Annotated in this window: 12 protein-coding genes; 9 read left to right on the top strand and 3 right to left on the bottom strand. The window is 61.2% G+C overall.

The window, feature by feature from the left end; translation table 11 throughout:
- Positions 1-57 precede the first annotated feature (57 nt).
- Entirely contained in the window at positions 58-870 is an 813-nt protein-coding gene (xthA, locus tag LOY52_RS10495) for an exodeoxyribonuclease III (protein WP_027614628.1), read from the bottom strand.
- Between the two features lie 216 nt (positions 871-1,086).
- Here xthA and LOY52_RS10500 point away from each other — a divergent pair, with 216 nt between their 5' ends.
- From LOY52_RS10500 to LOY52_RS10535, 8 genes are all read left to right on the top strand, one after another.
- Positions 1,087-1,737 (top strand): N-acetyltransferase, encoded by a 651-nt coding sequence (locus tag LOY52_RS10500; RefSeq protein ID WP_258679402.1) that lies wholly within the window; start codon positions 1,087-1,089, stop codon positions 1,735-1,737.
- A gap of 66 nt (positions 1,738-1,803) precedes the next feature.
- On the top strand, positions 1,804-3,531 hold the full coding sequence (locus LOY52_RS10505; RefSeq protein WP_134785984.1) for an autotransporter assembly complex family protein: 1,728 nt from the start codon (positions 1,804-1,806) through the stop codon (positions 3,529-3,531).
- Positions 3,528-7,202: a translocation/assembly module TamB domain-containing protein gene (locus LOY52_RS10510; protein ID WP_258679403.1), complete on the top strand. Its 3,675-nt coding sequence runs from the start codon at positions 3,528-3,530 to the stop codon at positions 7,200-7,202. The genes LOY52_RS10505 and LOY52_RS10510 overlap by 4 nt, the downstream gene beginning before the upstream one ends.
- A gap of 94 nt (positions 7,203-7,296) precedes the next feature.
- Positions 7,297-8,520 (top strand): HdeD family acid-resistance protein, encoded by a 1,224-nt coding sequence (locus LOY52_RS10515; RefSeq protein ID WP_258679404.1) that lies wholly within the window; start codon positions 7,297-7,299, stop codon positions 8,518-8,520.
- Positions 8,521-8,775: 255 nt separating this feature from the next.
- Entirely contained in the window at positions 8,776-9,258 is a 483-nt protein-coding gene (locus LOY52_RS10520) for a MarR family winged helix-turn-helix transcriptional regulator (RefSeq protein WP_064586973.1), read from the top strand.
- A complete protein-coding gene (locus tag LOY52_RS10525) occupies positions 9,248-10,717 on the top strand; it encodes an efflux transporter outer membrane subunit (RefSeq protein ID WP_097088148.1) in 1,470 nt (489 codons plus the stop codon). The genes LOY52_RS10520 and LOY52_RS10525 overlap by 11 nt, the downstream gene beginning before the upstream one ends.
- A gap of 14 nt (positions 10,718-10,731) precedes the next feature.
- Positions 10,732-11,934 (top strand): efflux RND transporter periplasmic adaptor subunit, encoded by a 1,203-nt coding sequence (locus tag LOY52_RS10530; RefSeq protein ID WP_258679405.1) that lies wholly within the window; start codon positions 10,732-10,734, stop codon positions 11,932-11,934.
- A gap of 166 nt (positions 11,935-12,100) precedes the next feature.
- The gene (locus LOY52_RS10535; RefSeq protein ID WP_047597558.1) at positions 12,101-13,630 is read left to right on the top strand and encodes a DHA2 family efflux MFS transporter permease subunit; all 1,530 of its coding nucleotides are present in this window, start codon (positions 12,101-12,103) and stop codon (positions 13,628-13,630) included.
- A 103-nt stretch (positions 13,631-13,733) separates the two neighbouring features.
- On the opposite strand, the gene lpxH is transcribed toward LOY52_RS10535, so the two are convergent.
- A complete protein-coding gene (gene lpxH, locus LOY52_RS10540) occupies positions 13,734-14,486 on the bottom strand; it encodes a UDP-2,3-diacylglucosamine diphosphatase (RefSeq protein ID WP_258679406.1) in 753 nt (250 codons plus the stop codon).
- Positions 14,483-14,989, bottom strand: coding sequence for a peptidylprolyl isomerase (locus tag LOY52_RS10545; protein WP_134785991.1), 507 nt, complete (start codon positions 14,987-14,989; stop codon positions 14,483-14,485). Before LOY52_RS10545 ends, lpxH begins: the two co-directional genes overlap by 4 nt.
- 265 nt (positions 14,990-15,254) lie before the next feature.
- On the opposite strand from LOY52_RS10545, the gene LOY52_RS10550 reads away from it, so the two are divergent.
- Positions 15,255-16,955 (top strand): glutamine--tRNA ligase/YqeY domain fusion protein, encoded by a 1,701-nt coding sequence (locus LOY52_RS10550; protein ID WP_258679407.1) that lies wholly within the window; start codon positions 15,255-15,257, stop codon positions 16,953-16,955.
- Positions 16,956-16,977 lie beyond the last annotated feature (22 nt).

The following is a 16,977-nucleotide window of genomic DNA, read 5'->3' on the forward strand; positions in this document are numbered from 1 at the left end:
CAAGCCAAGGGGATTGCCGGGGAGATTAAGTCAAGCGCATGACCAAAACATGACAGATCAGCTCAACTCAAGCCAGATCGGCGCATGATCCGACGGCTTTTCCATCCCGCGCAGTTCATAGTCCACGCCCGCATCCTTGACCCTTGGCAGCAAGCCATGGGAGGCGAGGATCACGTCGATGCGCAGCCCGCGTTTCGGTTCGTCTTCAAAACCACGGCTGCGGTAGTCGAACCAGCTGAACATGTCGGTCACGTCCGGGTTCAAGTGGCGATAGCTGTCGGTCAGGCCCCAGTTTTTCAGGCGGGCCATCCACTCGCGCTCTTCCGGCAGGAAGCTGCATTTGCCGGTTTTCAACCAGCGCTTCATGTTGTCCGGGCCGATGCCGATGTCGCAGTCTTCCGGGGAAATGTTCACATCGCCCATCACCACCAGCGGCTGTTCGTTGTGGAACTGACTTTCCAGCAGGGTTTGCAGGTCGCTGTAGAAACGCTGCTTGGCCGGGAATTTGGTCGGGTGGTCGCGGCTTTCGCCCTGCGGGAAGTAGCCGTTCATGATGGTCACCGGCACGCCGTTGGCGTCGGCGAAGGTGCCCCAGATAAAGCGGCGCTGCGCGTCTTCTTCATCGCTGGCGAAACCTTTGTGGATCGCAATCGGTTCTTTGCGCGACAGCAGCGCGACGCCGTAATGGCCTTTCTGCCCGTGGAAATAAACGTGATAGCCCAGCGCACGCACTTCTTCCAGTGGGAACTGGTCGTCGTGAACCTTGGTTTCCTGCAGGCCGATCACGTCCGGCTGATGCTTTTCGATCAGCGCTGCCAGCTGATGCGGACGGGCGCGCAGTCCGTTGATGTTGAAGGAAACAATCTTCATGGTCGGCAGTCCTGGCAAAAGGGCGATGCTAGCTGACATGTGGGATGGGGGCCAGTGTGGGGTGGGAGAAATCATTTTCATCTGTGGGATGTGGGCCGCCCAGTCGATGAAGATCCCGAGTTGGTCTATACCTGTGGGGAACTGCGCCACCCGCAAAAGGTTCGTACCATCAAGAGCGCAGTCATTTGAGCCGCGCCCCGGGGGAGAATCACCGTCATGCCTGAAACCCAGAACGCCATCGCCGACATCCACATGCTCGACCGCGGTTACTCGCGCGAAGCCCGATCGCTGCTGTATCAGGCCTATCGCCACGAGCCGACCTTCGGTTACCTGTTCGAGGCCGAGCGGCCGGGTTACGAGCAGCGCGTGCGGGCCACGGTGCGCGAACTGGTCAAACAGCATTTTCTGCAGGATCAGCCGGCCATCGGCCTGCTGGTCAACGACCGGCTGATCGGCATCGCCCTGATCGCACCGCCGCAGCGTCGCCTGGGCATCACCGAGAGCTGGGCGTGGCGCCTGCGCATGGTGCTCAGCACCGGATTTCGTTGCACCCGGCGCTATCTGGAATACCACGATGCCGTGGTCGCCTGCGTGCCCAGCGACTCGGTGCACATGCTGCCGCTGCTGGGGATTCATCCGCAGTTTCAAGGCAAACACTTCGGCGAGCAGTTGCTGACGGCGGTGCACAACTGGTGCGCGGTGGATGAAACCTCGCAAGGCGTGGTGCTCGACACCGGCAACCCGCGTTACCTGGAATTCTATAAACGCCAGGGCTACGAAGAGATCGGCGAAGTGGCCGTCGGCCCGGTGCGCGAACACGTGTTTTTCCACGCCAATCCGCAGGTGTTACAAACTGCAACGGCTTAGCCATAGAACTTTTCAGGAAATTTCCTGTTCTATCACGCTCCCAAGCCCGTGATAGCATCCGCGCCTATGAAGTTTCCAGGAAGATTTACCAGTGGCGTGCTCATGCTGTTAACCAGCTGCGCGGCGCTGGCGCAAAGTGAATTGGACGTGCGGATCAAACCGTCCAACGACGAACTCAAGGCCAATATAGAAGGCTATATCGGCAGCCTCGGCGATCGTGACGAACAAGCCTTGCTGCGCTTCAGTCGCGGGGCCGAGGAGCAGGCGCGCAAAGCCGCGCAGGCCTTGGGTTATTACCAGCCGCAGATCGACAGTGACGTGAAGGGCGGCGAAAAACCGCGCCTGGTGCTGAACATTGATCCCGGCGAACCGATTCGTCTGCGCAATGTAACCATCCGCGTCGATGGCCCTGCCGCCTCCCTCAAATCCTTTCGTGTGCCGAGCAGTGACACGCTCAAGTCCGGCGCCGTGCTCAACCATGGGCGTTATGAAGACGCCAAACGCCTGATCCAGAACCAGGCCTCGCGCTTCGGCTTTTTCAGTGGCCATTTCACCAGCCAGAAACTTTTGGTCGACCCGCGTGCCGGGGTGGCCGACGTTGAATTGATCTACGACAGCGGCCCGCGTTATGCGCTGGGCAAAGTCAGTTTCGAGGGCGATACGCCGTTCGACGAAGACCTGCTGCAACGCATGGTGCCGTTCAAGGCCGGCGATCCGTATGACTCCGAGCTGATCGCCGAACTCAACCGCGACCTGCAATCGAGCGGCTATTTCGAAGGTGTGCGCGTCGATGCTGCGCCGACGGCGGCGAAAAACGATGTGATTCCGGTCGACGTCAAACTCGACACGCGCAAACCACGGACCATGGGCCTGGGCCTCGGTTATTCGACCGACGTCGGCCCGCGGATCAAGGCCAACTGGACGCGCCACTGGGTCAACCCGCAGGGCGACAGTTACGGCTGGGAAGCCGAGTTGTCGGCGCCACGGCAGAACGTCGGATTGTTCTATGACATCCCGCTCGACCCGCCGCTGACCGACAAACTGCGCTGGGCCGGTGGTTATCAATACGAAGACATCGACGGCTCGGACACCCTGAGCAAGCTGCTGACGTTTGGCCCGGAATGGCACAGCAAGTTGCCCAGCGGCTGGCAGCGAGTGATCTCGCTGAAATGGCAGCGCGAAGAATATGAACTCGGCGACGACTCCGGCCTGAGTACCTTGCTGATGCCCGGCATCAGTTACTCGTACCTGAAAAGCGACAACCGCATCGACCCGCACAACGGCTATCGCCTGACCTTTGAAAGCAAGGTGGCGAAGGAGGGCCTCGGTTCGGACAACAACCTCTTATATGGCACAGCGTTGATCAAAGGCCTGACCACGGTGTTCGACAACCACCGCTTCCTCGGTCGGGTGCAGGTCGGCGGCAGCGCCACCAACGGTTACAACTCGGTACCGCCGTCACTGCGTTTCTTCGCCGGTGGCGATCAGAGCGTGCGCGGTTACGACTACCAGAGTCTGTCTCCGGAAAACTCCAAGGGCGACCGCATCGGCGGCCGCTACATGGTCGCCGGCAGCGTCGAGTACCAATATTCGATTGCCGAGAAATGGCGGGTCGCGACCTTCGTCGACCAGGGCAACTCCTTCAACAAACTCGAACTGCCGAACCTCAAGACCGGGGTCGGTATCGGTGTGCGCTGGGTCTCGCCGGTGGGGCCGATCCGCCTCGACCTGGCCCACGCGCTGGACGACGACGGCGGCATCCGGCTGCACTTTTCCATGGGGCCTGAGCTGTGAAGCGTGGTTTGAAAATATCGGCGTTTGCGTTGTTGGCGCTGGTGCTGTTGATTGTACTGAGCATCAGCGCGGTACTCGGGACGCAGGCCGGCAGCCGTTGGGCGCTGAGCCTGGTGCCGGGTTTGAGCGTGGAGAATTTCCAGGGCCGTCTCGGTGGCCAATGGAGCGCCGATCATCTGCTATGGCAGCAGGGCAGCAGCCGGGTCGAACTGAACCAGGCGATCTTCGCCTGGTCGCCGCTGTGCCTGATCCGCATGACTTTGTGCATCGAACAGCTCAAGGCGGATCAGGTGATCCTGCAATTCCCGCCGAGTGAGGAAACCACCGAGAGCGGCCCGATCAAACTGCCGGATCTGCAATTGCCGCTAGCCATCGAACTCGGCGACGTACAAGTCGGCAGCCTGCTGTTCAACGGCAGCGAGCAACTCAAGGGCCTGCAACTGGCGGCGCACTGGACCGCCCAGGGCCTGCAGATCGACAGCGTGAAACTGCAGCGCGACGATCTCAGCCTGAACCTCTCCGGCCTGCTGCAACCGACCGGCAACTGGCCGCTGAATATCGCCGGTGACCTGAGCCTGCCGTCCCCAGGCACTGGCCCCTGGACGCTGGCGTTGAAAGTCGACGGCGATCTGCTGAAAACCCTCAACCTGCACGCCGACAGCCACGGTTACCTCGACGGCCAGTTGAGCGGCGAGCTGCAACCTCTGGCGGAAAATCTGCCGGCCAAGGTGCGCATCACCTCCGAGGCGTTCAAACCCAGCGCCGATTTGCCGGACACCCTGCAGCTCAATCAACTGGTACTGACCGGCGAAGGCGATCTGAAAAACGGTTACCAGTTAAACGGCAATGCCACGCTGCCCGCCGATAAAGGCCCGGTGGCGTTGCTGCTCCAAGGCAAGGTCGATGCCAGCGGCGCGCAGATCGCCGGCCTCGACCTGAGTGCCAACGACAAGCAAAGCCTGAAGCTCACCGGCAGCGTTGACTGGAGCAAAGGCCTCACGGCTCAGGCCAACATCAACTGGCAGGATTTCCCGTGGCATCGGCTGTATAACGAAATCGACGAGCCGCAAGTCGCCTTGCGTACCTTCACCGGCGAAGTCTCCTACACCGACGGTCAGTACCTCGGTAACTTCGCCGCCGACCTCTATGGCCCGGCGGGGGCGTTCAGCCTGAGCAGTCCGTTCAGCGGCAACCTGAAGCAGATCGCCTTGCCGCAACTGCAAATGCAGGCCGGGCAGGGCAAGGCCGAAGGTCATGTCAACGTGCAGTTCGCCGATGGCATCGCCTGGGACACCGCGCTGGATCTCTCTGCGCTGAACCCGGCGTACTGGCTTGCGGAGCTGCCGGGCACCTTGGCCGGGCCACTGAAAAGCAAAGGCGAAATGAAGAACGAGCGCTTGAGCCTGACCGCCGACCTCGATCTGAAAGGCAAACTGCGCGGCCAACCGGCGATCCTGCAAGCCAAGGCTGACGGTGCCGGTGAGCAATGGAACCTCAACGCCCTGCAAATTCGCCTCGGCGACAACAGCATCAGCGGCAAGGGCAGCCTGCAACAGAAGCTCACCGGGCAGATCGACATCAAATTGACGCGTCTGGCCCAGCTCTGGCCGCAGCTGCGCGGGCAGGTCACGGGTCAGGTCAACGTTGGCGGTACGCTAAAAGCACCGCAAGGCAAACTCGGCCTGCAAGGTTCGCAACTGGCGTTTCAGGACAATCGCCTGCAAAGTCTCAACCTCGATGCCACGCTCGACAGTGCGCAACGGGCGAAGATCGATCTGAAGGGCAGCGGCATTCAGGCCGGCGACACCAACCTCGGCGTGTTGACCGCCAGCGCGCAGGGCGACATCAAGAGCCAGAAACTCAACCTCGACCTGCTCGGGCCGAAGCTGAAACTGGCCCTCGGTCTGGACGGCAATCTGGACAAGGGCAACTGGCGCGGTCGTTTGGCCAGCGGCGATATTCAGGCCGGCGGCCAGGATTGGAAACTGCAGAGCCCGGCCAAACTCGAACGCCTCGCCGACGGCAAGATCAACTTCGGCGCGCATTGCTGGATGTCCGGCAATGCCAGTCTGTGCGGTGAAGATCAGCGCCTGCTGCCGGAGCCGAAACTGCGCTACCACCTCAAGCAGTTCCCGATTGAAAGCCTCGCACAATGGCTACCGAAAGACTTCGCCTGGCAGGGCAAGCTCAACGCCGACCTGCAACTGGATATGCCGGCCAGCGGCCCGAACGGCGTGGTCAGCATCGACGCCAGCGGCGGCACTTTGCGCATGAAGGAAAAAGATCAGTGGCTGGACTTCCCGTACCAGACGCTGAAACTCACCAGCAAACTCACGCCGAAGCGTGTTGATACCGAACTCAACTTCGTCGGCGGCAAGCTCGGCGAATTGATGGTGCAGGCGCAGCTCAATCCGCTGCCGAAAAACAAACCGCTGAGTGGTTCGTTCCGTCTCAGCGGACTTGACCTGTCGGTGGCGCGACCGTTTGTGCCGATGGTCGAAAAACTCACCGGGCGCCTGAACGGCAGCGGGACGATTTCCGGCGGGTTGCTGGCGCCGCTGGTCAACGGCACGGTGAAGCTCAGTGATGGCGAAGTCTCCGGCGCCGAGCTGCCGATGGAACTCAAGAACCTGCAACTGCAAGCGGTGATCGCCGGCGAATCCGTGCGTCTTGATGGTGGCTGGAACAGCGGCAAGACCGGCCAGGGCAGCCTCAACGGCAATGTCGCTTGGGGTCAGGCGCTAATAGTCGATGTGGCGCTCAAGGGCACGCAATTGCCGGTCACCGTCGAACCGTACGCCAAGCTCGAAGTGGCACCGGACCTGAAGATTTCCATGGCCGGCGATGAGCTGAAGATTGCCGGCAAGGTGCTGGTGCCGCGAGGCGAAATCACCGTGCGTGAACTGCCGCCGTCAACGGTGAAAGTGTCCGACGACACGATCATCGTCGGCGCGCAGACCGAAGAGGGCAAACCACCGATGGCGATGAAAATGGACATCGACGTGGTGGTCGGCGAAGACAAACTGAGCTTCGCCGGGTTCGGCCTGACCGCCAACCTGCAAGGTCACGTGCACATCGGCGACAATATGGACACTCGTGGCGAGCTGTGGCTCAACGACGGCCGTTACCGCGCGTATGGCCAGCGCCTGAACGTGCGTCGTGCGCGGCTGCTGTTTGCCGGCCCGATCGATCAGCCGTATCTGGACATCGAAGCGATCCGCCAGACCGACGACGTGATCGCCGGTATTCGCCTGAGCGGCAGTGCCGAACAGCCGACCACGCAAATCTTCTCCGAACCGGCGATGAGTCAGGAGCAGGCCTTGTCCTACCTGGTATTGGGGCGTCCGTTGAGCACCAACGGCGAAGACAACAACATGCTCGCGCAAGCAGCATTGGGCCTGGGTTTGATGGGCAGTTCCGGGGTCACCAGTGGCCTGGCCAAAGACCTGGGGATTCAGGACTTCCAGCTCGACACCCAGGGTAGTGGCAACACCACCAGCGTGGTCGCCAGCGGCAATATCTCCGAGAAACTCAGCCTGCGTTATGGCGTTGGCGTGTTCGAGCCAGCCAACACCATCGCGCTGCGTTACAAGCTGAGCAAGAAGGTTTATGTCGAAGCCGCCAGCGGTGTCGCCAGTTCGCTGGATATCTTCTACAAGCGCGATTTCTGAGAACGTGGCCAATAGCCGGGTCGTGACGCTGCGATCCGGTTTTTCAAGGATGTATTAGACTCACCGAACCCTCAAAACCTTGCCGGTTGCGCCTATGGTTCGCTTGAGTATGGTCCTGCTCGGTAACGACTTTGTCCGCAAACGCTGGTCAGCACTGGCGCTGACCGGCATCGTCTGGGGCGCGGCCGGGGTGGCGATCTTCATCGATGCGCTGGATGGCGTTTTGTATTTCCCGCTGCATCTCTTCGGCTATCTGTTGTTGCTCGAAGCGCTGATCCTGCTGCTGGTGCCAGCCCCGCAAACCGGGACCGCTGCGGCCCTGCGTAAAGCGCGAGGTCTGGCGTTTCTCTTGCTGGGGCTGCTGATCGTTGACCGGCAACATGCTGCCGGGCTGATTCTGGCGGTGCTGTTTGGCGGGGCTTTCATCGTTGATGGGGTCTTCAGGCTGGCGGCTGCGGTGGTGGTGCGCTTTGTCGGCTGGCAAGTGTCGCTGCTGGCCGGGTTGTTCGAACTCGGCTTTGGCGTGTTTATCCTTGAGCCGTATCCGACGCTATACAAGGGCACGGTGCCGTTCTGCATCGGCATGAGCCTGTTTCTCTCGGGCTGTGCGTTGTTGCGCCAAGCCGTGCGCTTCAGGCACCTGCCGCCGCTGACAAACCCTGTTGCGCTCAGTGCGCCGGCCAGCAGCAACGCATTGGTCATTCATGTCTGGACCCCCAGCGGCACCGTCGATGACACTCTGGTGCGCAACCGTCTGCTCAATCGCTATATCGCCGCAGTCGATATCAACGGCGTGATCTCGGCCGGCCACGCGGCACTGGAATGTGGCCCGGAGATTTACATCAGCCATTACCCGCTGGACGACATCGATCGTTCGGCGGGGGATTTCGTGCGCTTGCTGCGGGCGACGCCGAACAACGATGTGGCCGGGCGGTTTCTGCCGGACTATGCGGGTGAGGTGGCGGACTGGTGTCCGTCTTCGGTTCAGGTCAGTTTTGCTCACTACGACGCCCGGCGGTTGCAGGCGTTCTGGGCTGAGTATCGACAGAACAGCACGTACAACCTCACCAGCCGCAACTGCTCGAGTGCCGTCGCCCACAGCCTCGAAGCAGCCCTTGAAGGGGCGATGAATCGCGGGCGTTCGAGCATGCTCGATTTCGCCCGGGCGCTGCATGCCGCCATCGAACCGGCACCGCCGGGATGGCACAGCATGTATGCGGTGATCAAGCGTGCCTGTGGTTATGCGCTGACGGCCTTGCGCGGGCGCGAAGTGCATCCCCTTCAACCGCCGGCTGTGCATCCTTCCGACAAATCCTGATCGACGTTACACCGAGTCGCTGCCTTCGCGAGCAGGCTCGCTCCCACAGGTTTTGGGTCCTTGCCAATATTGTCTGGCTGACGCATGACCCTGTGGGAGCGAGCCTGCTCGCGAAAGCGTCAGTGCGGGCAACACAAAAACCCACTCCACTGGTCAACTAATTACAAAGCAACCTAACTATTACGTTGACATTCGCTGCCTAGGCAGTAACATCTCGACATACATTCACTGCCTAGGCAGTTATTAGGTGAGCACATGAAGCATTTCACCCCGGACGAATTCAAACATTGCCATCTCGGCCTGTTGCTCGGCCGTGCCGCGCTGCTCAAGGACCGGATCATCGACACCCACATGGAACCCCACGGCATCACCGCCGCGCAGTTCAAGGTGTTGATCATCATGGCCCAGTTCGGCGTCGACACCCCGGCCGAGCTGTGCCGGCATTTGTCGCTGGACAGCGGTTCGATGACACGCATGCTCGATCGTCTGGAGCAGAAAGGTTTTCTGGCTCGCCAACGCAGCGAAGGCGATCGCCGTCAGGTGCAGCTCAAGCTCACCGAACAGGGCCAGCAACTGGCCGATCGCCTGCCGCACATCGGCGCCGATGCAATGAATGAACTGGCCGGCGCCGTCACCACGGACGAGTTGAAGACCCTGGAATACATCCTCAAGAAAATCCTGCTGGCAGCCGGTGACCCGATCACTATCCAGCGGTTAGGTGAACACAATGAGCGGTAAAACCTTGCGCACCAGCCTGACCCTGGTGCTGTCGGCGATGATCCTCGCCGGCTGCGCCAATTACAGCGGCCTCGACACACAGGGCAAAAACCTCGACGCGAAAAGCCTGAAAGTCGGCCAGTCGCTCAACGGCGTGACCCTGTCGCCGGCCGCGTGGCCGAAAAGCGACTGGTGGACCAGCCTTGGCGACCCGCAGCTCGACGGGCTGATCCGCGAAGCGCTGCACGACAGCCCGGATATGCAGATTGCCGAAGCGCGCGCGCATCAGGCCAGCGCCGCCGCCTATGCCGCCGATGCCGAGCGTTATCCGACCCTCGACGCCAGCGCCGGCATCAGCCGTTCGCGTCTGGCCAAGGATCAGGACCCGCGCGGGCAGGGCGATGCCTACGCGACCGTGCGTAACGTCAGCGCCGGTTTCAATTACAACTTCGACCTGTGGGGCGGCCAGCGTGATGCCTGGGAAGCTGCACTCGGTCAGGCTCGCGCTGCCGAAGTCGACCGCCAGGCTGCGCAGTTGACCCTCGCCGCCGATGTGGCCCGGGCCTACAGCGATCTGGGTCAGGCGCATATCGTCTACGACTTGGCCAACGACGACCTCAAGCGCACCAAACAGATGCTCGATCTGAGCCAGCGCCGCCTGAGTGCGGGGATCGACAGCCAGTACCAGTTCCAGCAAACCCAAAGTCTTGAGGCCAGTTCCGAAGCCAGCCTGATCGACGCTGAAAAACGTCTGAACAGCGCGAAAATCGCCCTGGCCGTACTGCTCGGCAAAGGCCCGGATCGCGGCAACGAAATTGCTCGACCGAAAGTTCTGCAAGCCAGCGCCGTGGCGGTGCCTTCGGTGTTGCCGGCGGAACTGCTCGGTCGGCGTCCGGATCTGGTCGCTGCGCGCTGGCGCGTAGAGGCGGCGAGCAAAGACATCGACTCGGCGAAAACCCGCTTCTATCCCAACTTGAACCTCACGGCTTCGGCCGGTGCCGAATCCTTGTTGGGTGACGCGATGTTCGGGTCGGCCAGTCGTTTCTTCAGCATCGCCCCGACCATTTCGGTGCCGATTTTCGACGGCGGGCGCCTGCGCGCCAACCTCGATGCGCGCGACGCCGATTACGATCTGGCGGTGGCGCAGTACAACAAAAGTCTGGTGAAAGCCCTCGGTGATGTCAGCGACACGATCAACCAGTTGCGTGACATCGGCCGGCAGATCGGCGCGCAGCAACACGCCACCGAGATTGCTCAGGATTCTTACAACACCGTCGTCCAGCGTTACGGTTCCGGCATCGGCAACTACCTGGACGTGCTCAGCATCGAGCAGCAATTGCTGCAGGCCCAGCGTCAGCTGGCCAACCTCAATGCCGAGCAGATCGACCTGTCGATTCAACTGATGCAAGCGCTGGGCGGCGGCTTTCAGGGTGAAACCCTGACCGCAGCCAACGCCACCCCAGCCACGTCGCACAACTAATTCAGGTATTTGTCATGGCCACTGCCGAAAACACCCAAACTCAAGCCAACACCCCCGACACCGGCAATCCGCGCAAGCGCAAAGTGATGCTGCTGGTGCTGGCCGTTGTGGTCCTGCTCGCCGGCGCCGGCGTCTGGGCGTATCACGAATTCATCGGGCGCTTCAATGAAAGCACCGACGACGCCTACGTCAACGGCAACGTTGTGGAAATCACCCCGTTGGTCACCGGCACCGTGGTCAGCATCGGCGCCGACGACGGCGATCTGGTTCACGAAGGTCAGGTGCTGATCAACTTCGACCCGAACGACGCCGAAGTCGGCCTGCAAAGTGCTCAGGCGAAACTGGCGCGTACCGTGCGTCAGGTGCGCGGCCTGTACAGCAACGTCGATGGCATGAAAGCCCAGGTCAACGCGCAACAGGCTGAAGTGCAGAAGGCTCAGGACAACTACAACCGCCGGAAAAACCTCGCCGCTGGCGGGGCGATTTCCCAGGAAGAACTGTCCCACGCCCGCGACGATCTGACCTCGGCGCAAAACGCCCTGGCCAACGCCAGGCAGCAACTGAAAACCACCAGCGCGCTGGTCGATGACACCGTGGTTTCGTCGCACCCGGACGTGATGTCCGCCGCAGCGGATCTGCGTCAGGCGTACCTGACCAATGCCCGCAGCACCCTGATCGCGCCGGTCACCGGTTATGTCGCCAAGCGCACCGTGCAACTCGGTCAGCGTGTGCAGCCGGGTACGGCATTGATGGCGGTGATTCCGCTGGATCAACTGTGGATCGACGCCAACTTCAAGGAAACCCAACTGCGTGACATGCGCATCGGCCAGCCGGTGGACATCGAGTCCGACATCTATGGCAGCAGCGTGAAATACAGCGGCACCGTCGACAGCCTCGGCGCCGGTACCGGCAGCGCGTTTGCTCTGTTGCCGGCGCAGAACGCCACCGGTAACTGGATCAAGATCGTCCAGCGTGTGCCAGTGCGGATTCACATCAACGCCGAAGAGCTGGCCAAGCATCCGCTGCGGGTCGGTCTGTCGACCAACGTTGAAGTGAACCTGCATGACCAGAGCGGTCCGGTGCTGGCCCAGCAACCGCCGCAAAAGGCCTCGTTCAGCACCAACGTCTACGACCGCCAACTGGCCGAAGCCGACGCGATGATTGCGCAGCTGATCCACGACAACAGCGCTGCGGTGAGCAAGACCGCGCAACGCTGAGATCACACCCTTCAGGTGCGGGCTTTTGTGGCGAGGGAGCTTGCTCCCGCTGGGGCGCGAAGCGGCCCCAATAGCTTTGCGACTGCTTCGCAGCCGAGCGGGAGCAAGCTCCCTCGCCACAAAAAGCGCGCTCCCATAGCGTCAACCCGGTTTCATAGGATTCACAATGAGCAATAACGCCTCTTTCACGCCGCCCAGCCTGTTGCTCAGCACCATCGGCCTGTCGCTGGCGACGTTCATGCAAGTGCTCGACACCACTATCGCCAACGTGGCGTTGCCGACAATTTCCGGCAACCTCGGGGTGAGTTCGGAGCAGGGCACCTGGGTGATCACCTCGTTTGCCGTGAGCAACGCCATCGCGCTGCCGCTGACCGGTTGGCTCAGTCGGCGTTTCGGCGAGGTGAAGCTGTTTCTCTGGGCCACCATTCTGTTCGTGCTGGCCTCGTTCCTCTGCGGTATCTCCACCTCGATGCCGGAACTGATCGGCTTCCGCGTGCTGCAAGGCCTGGTGGCCGGGCCGCTGTACCCGATGACGCAAACCCTGTTGATTGCGGTCTATCCCCCCGCGAGGCGCGGTATGGCCCTGGCGTTGCTGGCGATGGTCACGGTGGTCGCACCGATTGCAGGTCCGATTCTTGGTGGCTGGATTACCGACAGCTACAGCTGGCCGTGGATCTTCTTCATCAACGTACCGATCGGCATCTTTGCGGTGATGGTGGTGCGCTCGCAACTGGCCAAACGCCCGGTGGAAACCAGTCGCCAACCGATGGACTACGTCGGCCTGATCACGTTGATCATCGGCGTCGGCGCGTTGCAGGTGATCCTCGACAAGGGCAATGACCTGGACTGGTTCGAGTCGAACTTCATCATCATCGGCGCGGCGATTTCGGTGATCGCGCTGGCGGTGTTCGTCATCTGGGAAATGACCGACCAGCATCCGGTGGTGAATCTGCGCCTGTTCGCCTACCGCAACTTCCGCATCGGTACGCTGGTGCTGGTCCTTGGATACGCCGGTTTCTTCGGCATCAACCTGATCCTGCCGCAGTGGCTGCAAACCCAGATGGGTTACACCGCGACCTGGGCCGGTCTGGCGGTGGCGCCGATCGGGATTCTGCCGGTGTTGTTGTCGCCGTTTGTCGGCAAGTACGCGAACAAGTTCGACCTGCGCCTGCTGGCCGGTCTGGCGTTCCTCGCGATTGGCCTGAGCTGCTTCATGCGCGCCGAGTTCACCAACGAGGTGGACTTCCAGCACATCGCGCTGGTGCAGCTGTTCATGGGTATCGGCGTGGCGCTGTTCTTCATGCCGACCCTGAGCATTCTGATGTCCGACCTGCCACCGAGCCAGATCGCCGACGGCGCAGGCCTGGCGACCTTCCTGCGCACCTTGGGCGGCAGCTTTGCGGCATCGTTGACCACGTGGATCTGGATCCGCCGCGCCGATCAGCATCATGCGTACATGAGCGAAAGCATCAGTACCTTCGAGCCGGCTACCCGCGAGACCTTGAATCATTTGGGCGGCGCGAGCCAATCGGCGTACGCGCAGATGGATCAGATCCTCACCAGCCAGGCGTACATGCTTTCCACCGTGGATTACTTCACGTTGCTGGGCTGGGGGTTCATGGGGCTGATTCTGATTGTGTGGCTGGCGAAACCGCCGTTTGCGGCGAAGGCCGGGCCGGCGGCGTCCGGACATTGATTGTGCGGTGATTGCTAAAAGATCGCAGCCTTCGGCAGCTCCTACATTGGAATGCGTTTCCCTGTAGGAGCTGCCGAAGGCTGCGATCTTTTGATCCTGGCTTTTAGATTGCGGGAGCGGGCAGGGCTGGCGGCGGGGCGAAGTCGAACGGCGCCAGGGCAAACCCGTTCTCATCCACCTGCAACGCCCAACCCTGACGATCCCAATCCCCCAGCACAATCCGTTTCGCCGCCTGCTCGCCGAGCTGCAGCTTGTGGATCGCCGGACGATGGGTGTGGCCGTGAATCAGGGTTTTCACCCCGTAGTGCTGCATGATCCGCGGAATCTCTTCCGGCGTGACATCGACGATGTCATTGGCCTTCATCCGCACCTGCGCGCGGCTTTCGCTGCGCAGCTTGCGCGCCAGTTTGTGGCGGGTGCTCAGTGGCAGGTGGCGCAGGATGAACAAGGTGATCGGGTTGCGCAGGTAGCGCCGCAGCTTCATGTAGCCCACGTCGCGGGTGCACAGGCTGTCACCGTGCATCAGCAGCACCGGCTCGCCGTAAAACTGCACGACACTCGGGTCCTTCAACAGCGTGCAGCCGGCTGCTTTGCAGAAGGCCTTGCCGAGCAGGAAGTCGCGATTGCCGTGCATCAGAAAAATCGCCGTGCCGCTGTCGCTCAACTGGCGCAGGGCCTGGCAGATGGAACGCTGGAAGGGCGTCATGGCGTCGTCGCCAATCCACGCCTCGAAGAAGTCGCCGAGGATGTACAACGCACTCGCCGAGCGGGCGCGTCCGGCGAGCAAATCCAGAAACGCCCGGGTAATGTCCGGGCGCTCCTCTTCCAGATGCAAGTCTGAAATCAGCAGTATCACGCTTCGATGATCTCGGCTTTCTCGATGATCACGTCGTCTTTCGGCACGTCCTGGTGACCGGCCTTGGAAGTGGTGGCCACGCCTTCGATCTTGTCGACTACGTCGGTACCGGCAACGACTTTACCGAACACGGCATAACCCCAGCCCTGAGCGGTCTTGGCAGTGTGGTTGAGGAAGCTGTTGTTGGTGGCGTTGATGAAGAACTGCGCCGAGGCCGAATGCGGGTCCATGGTGCGGGCCATGGCCAGGGTGTACTTCTCGTTCTTCAGGCCGTTGTCGGCTTCGTTCTGGATGCTGGCGCGCTTGTCTTTCTTTTCCTGCATGCCAGGCTGGAAACCGCCGCCCTGGATCATGAAACCCTTGATCACACGGTGAAAGACTACGTTTTCGTAGTGACCGGCCTTAACGTATTCGAGGAAGTTGGCAACGGTGATCGGCGCTTTTTCAGCGTCCAGTTCGATGACGATGTCGCCGTAGTTGGTGGTCAGTTTGACTTGAGTCATGATCGGTGCTCTTTTTCAATGAAGCGTTTTATAAGGAATTCGTGGGTATTGGGACATTTGCGCCCTATACCGGTTCAGCCCATCGGCCAAGGTGCGCAGTTTAGCGTGACAGGCGCGAATTTCGAGGCTGTTTTTCAAATCCCGGCGATTAAATGCGCTCCTTTATAGGCCGCGCTCTGTCAGCCCCTTGACAGCATCGGCTATGATAGCGGCTTTGTTTTGTCTGGCCCCCTTTGCGGCCGCGCACATGTAAGTCAAGGATCCTATGAGCAAGCCCACTGTCGACCCTACCTCGAATGCCAAGTCCGGCCCTGCCGTGCCGGTCAATTTCCTGCGGCCGATCATCCAGGCAGACCTGGACTCGGGCAAGCACACCCAGATCGTCACCCGTTTTCCGCCTGAGCCCAACGGCTACCTGCACATCGGCCACGCCAAGTCGATCTGCGTGAACTTCGGCCTGGCCCAGGAGTTCGGCGGCGTCACGCACCTGCGTTTCGACGACACCAATCCGGCCAAGGAAGACCAGGAATACATCGACGCGATTGAATCCGACGTCAAATGGCTGGGCTTCGAGTGGTCCGGCGAAGTGCGCTACGCCTCGCAGTATTTCGACCAGTTGCACGACTGGGCAGTGGAGCTGATCAAGGCCGGCAAGGCCTACGTCGACGACCTGACCCCTGAGCAGGCCAAGGAATACCGTGGCAGCCTGACCGAGCCGGGCAAGAACAGCCCGTTCCGCGACCGTTCGGTGGAAGAGAACCTTGACTGGTTCGCGCGCATGCGTGCCGGTGAGTTCCCGGACGGCGCCCGCGTGCTGCGCGCGAAGATCGACATGGCCTCGCCGAACATGAACCTGCGCGACCCGATCATGTACCGCATCCGCCACGCCCATCACCACCAGACCGGTGACAAGTGGTGCATTTACCCGAACTATGACTTCACCCACGGTCAGTCGGACGCCATCGAAGGCATCACCCACTCGATCTGCACCCTGGAATTCGAAAGCCATCGTCCGCTGTACGAGTGGTTCCTGGACAACCTGCCGGTGCCGGCCAACCCGCGCCAGTACGAGTTCAGCCGCCTGAACCTGAACTACACCATCACCAGCAAGCGCAAGCTCAAGCAACTGGTCGATGAAAAGCACGTGCACGGCTGGGACGACCCACGCATGTCGACCCTGTCGGGTTTCCGCCGTCGCGGCTACACCCCGGCATCGATCCGCAATTTCTGCGACATGGTCGGCACCAACCGTTCCGACGGCGTGGTCGACTTCGGCATGCTCGAGTTCAGCATCCGTCAGGACCTGGACGCGAACGCCCCGCGTGCCATGTGCGTGCTGCGTCCGTTGAAGGTCGTGATCACCAACTACCCGGAAGGTCAGGTCGAAAACCTCGAACTGCCGCGTCATCCGCAGAAAGAAGAACTCGGCGTGCGCCAGTTGCCGTTCGCCCGTGAAATCTACATCGACCGTGATGACTTCATGGAAGAACCGCCAAAGGGCTACAAGCGCCTGGAGCCGAACGGCGAAGTGCGTCTGCGCGGCAGCTACGTGATCCGTGCCGACGAAGCGATCAAGGACGCCGACGGCAACATCGTCGAACTGCGTTGCTCGTACGACCCGGACACCCTGGGCAAGAACCCTGAAGGCCGCAAGGTCAAAGGCGTGATCCATTGGGTGCCGGCGGCTGCCAGCATCGAGTGCGAAGTGCGTCTGTACGATCGCCTGTTCCGTTCTCCGAACCCGGAGAAGGCCGAAGACAGCGCGAGTTTCCTCGACAACATCAACCCTGACTCACTGCAAGTGCTGACCGGTTGTCGTGCTGAGCCATCGCTTGGCAACGCACAGCCGGAAGACCGTTTCCAGTTCGAGCGCGAAGGCTACTTCGTCGCCGACATCAAGGACTCGAAACCAAGTCAGCCGGTATTCAACCGTACCGTGACCCTGCGTGATTCGTGGGGCCAGTGATTTAGCGTCAAGGAAATATAAA

The sequence above is a fragment of the Pseudomonas sp. B21-051 genome (assembly GCF_024748795.1).
Lineage (GTDB): Bacteria > Pseudomonadota > Gammaproteobacteria > Pseudomonadales > Pseudomonadaceae > Aquipseudomonas > Aquipseudomonas putida_A.